Here is a 1,518-nt window from a genome sequence, read left to right on the forward strand (position 1 = left end):
ATTTGGCATATTCAAGTTTTTGTTGTGCACTGAGTGTTACTTTTGATTTTCTGGTCATAGTGATACCTTTTGGGTTTAGCTCATTTTACGCTATAAACCTGTCCAGTTTCATTAGACCATTACAACTATTACCTTACAGCCAATGCTTATAAGCTAACGGTGGATTTAGATCACTGGATCCGCCGTAGGATAAGAATGTGCTACTGGCGGCAATGTCGCTATTTATAAGGAATAGCACGCACCAAAGTACGCAGTTTAATGAAACTGGGTGTCAGCGAACGGCTCGCCATAGCCTGTGGTATCACCAGTACCAAAAGTAGGCGCTTGGAAGCGAAGGCCCTTGTAGAAGCTCAAAAACAAAAGGAATTAACATTGCGATAGGCAATGACTATCTAGCGTCACAAGGTTTAGCGTCATTAAGAGATATTTGGATCAATATTCATTACGGGAGATGAACCGCCCATTGCGGACCCGCATGATGGGTGGTGTGGGGGCTGGAGGTTAGAGACCTCCGGCTACCCGATTGGCCATTTACACTCATTTTACGAAACTTACTTATTTGAAAAAATTTGCGTATTAAAAACGTTCTATTTCGTTCATCAATCCGTCCCAGAAAGAGTATTCAAATTTAAGTTCTAGAGGAATTATATAGGAAACATGCTTTTCTTTACCGTTTACTATTATTTTGAAACTTACCTTTTCAATGATTTTTTGGGGCATTTTATCTGCATAATGGAGAACAAATATTCCATTGCAACCAACATTTCCAACACATTTTGACAATGTAGATTCAATTTTTATTGGTTTATATAAATCGCCTTTTTCAGAGTAATGCTCAAGCCGTACAGAAGGCACTACAAGCTCTACACCTGTTCGAGGGTGCAACACAAAATCTAACCGTGATTTTCGTGTAGTAGATTCAGGTGTACCATATTGACTATTATAGACATCGTTTAAATGTGTGATTTGAATCATGTCAGAATATATATTCTCTGGATTCACTTTGTAGAGATTACTATAAAATTCATACTCTTCAGGGGATTTACCATACAAATCATATATTATTGGAGAATCATTTTTTTTCACAGCGTAATTATAATGATCACAGCCAGTGATAAAAATGGAGAATATTAATATAAAAATTACACGTAACATCATTCAACTCTTAGAATTATAAATGGATGGCTAACGAGGCTGTAGAATAACTCGTTTTTAATTTATTTTTATTGATGTATTAACCATAGCCGAGTTCCTATTTTGATTCAATTGGTTACTTCGATTTTACGTAAAATATAAAAAGAGGATTTGCTGTTGCTTTAATTGGCGTTTTGAAAGGTATGACAGGTGTTTGAGTGGCTTATTTGAGGTGATAAAGGGTTACCCTTATTAATGTATCGTGTTTTGCAGCTTTTCTATATTATGAACTAAGCAATACAGTTGCCATTGGGCATTCACTTTCGTTTGACCGCGTAAGGTCAATTTATTCATGCCTTTGTTAACTGTAATATTCCCGAACAC

The 1,518-nt window shown here is 36.4% G+C and carries 2 protein-coding genes and 1 pseudogene; 1 reads left to right on the plus strand and 2 read right to left on the minus strand.

From position 1 onward, the window contains the following. Nucleotides 1-123 precede the first annotated feature (123 nt). A pseudogene (locus H5154_RS23470) lies at nucleotides 124-455 on the plus strand (group II intron maturase-specific domain-containing protein); the annotation flags it as partial. A 121-nt stretch (nucleotides 456-576) separates the two neighbouring features. On the opposite strand, the gene H5154_RS22680 reads toward H5154_RS23470, so the two are convergent. Beyond that, on the minus strand, nucleotides 577-1,158 hold the full coding sequence (locus H5154_RS22680; RefSeq protein WP_182719720.1) for a hypothetical protein: 582 nt from the start codon (nucleotides 1,156-1,158) through the stop codon (nucleotides 577-579). Nucleotides 1,159-1,386: 228 nt separating this feature from the next. Continuing rightward, the coding region (locus tag H5154_RS22685) for a transposase (RefSeq protein ID WP_182719721.1) at nucleotides 1,387-1,518 on the minus strand (132 nt) is incomplete at its 5' end.

The organism is Pseudoalteromonas sp. SR44-5 (genome assembly GCF_014163675.1).
Taxonomy (GTDB): domain Bacteria; phylum Pseudomonadota; class Gammaproteobacteria; order Enterobacterales; family Alteromonadaceae; genus Pseudoalteromonas; species Pseudoalteromonas rhizosphaerae.

Coding starts and splice junctions, on each gene's coding strand:
- H5154_RS22680 (WP_182719720.1), bottom strand. CDS start 1,158: ATGATGTTACGTGTAATTTTTATATTAATATTCTCCATTTTTATCACT.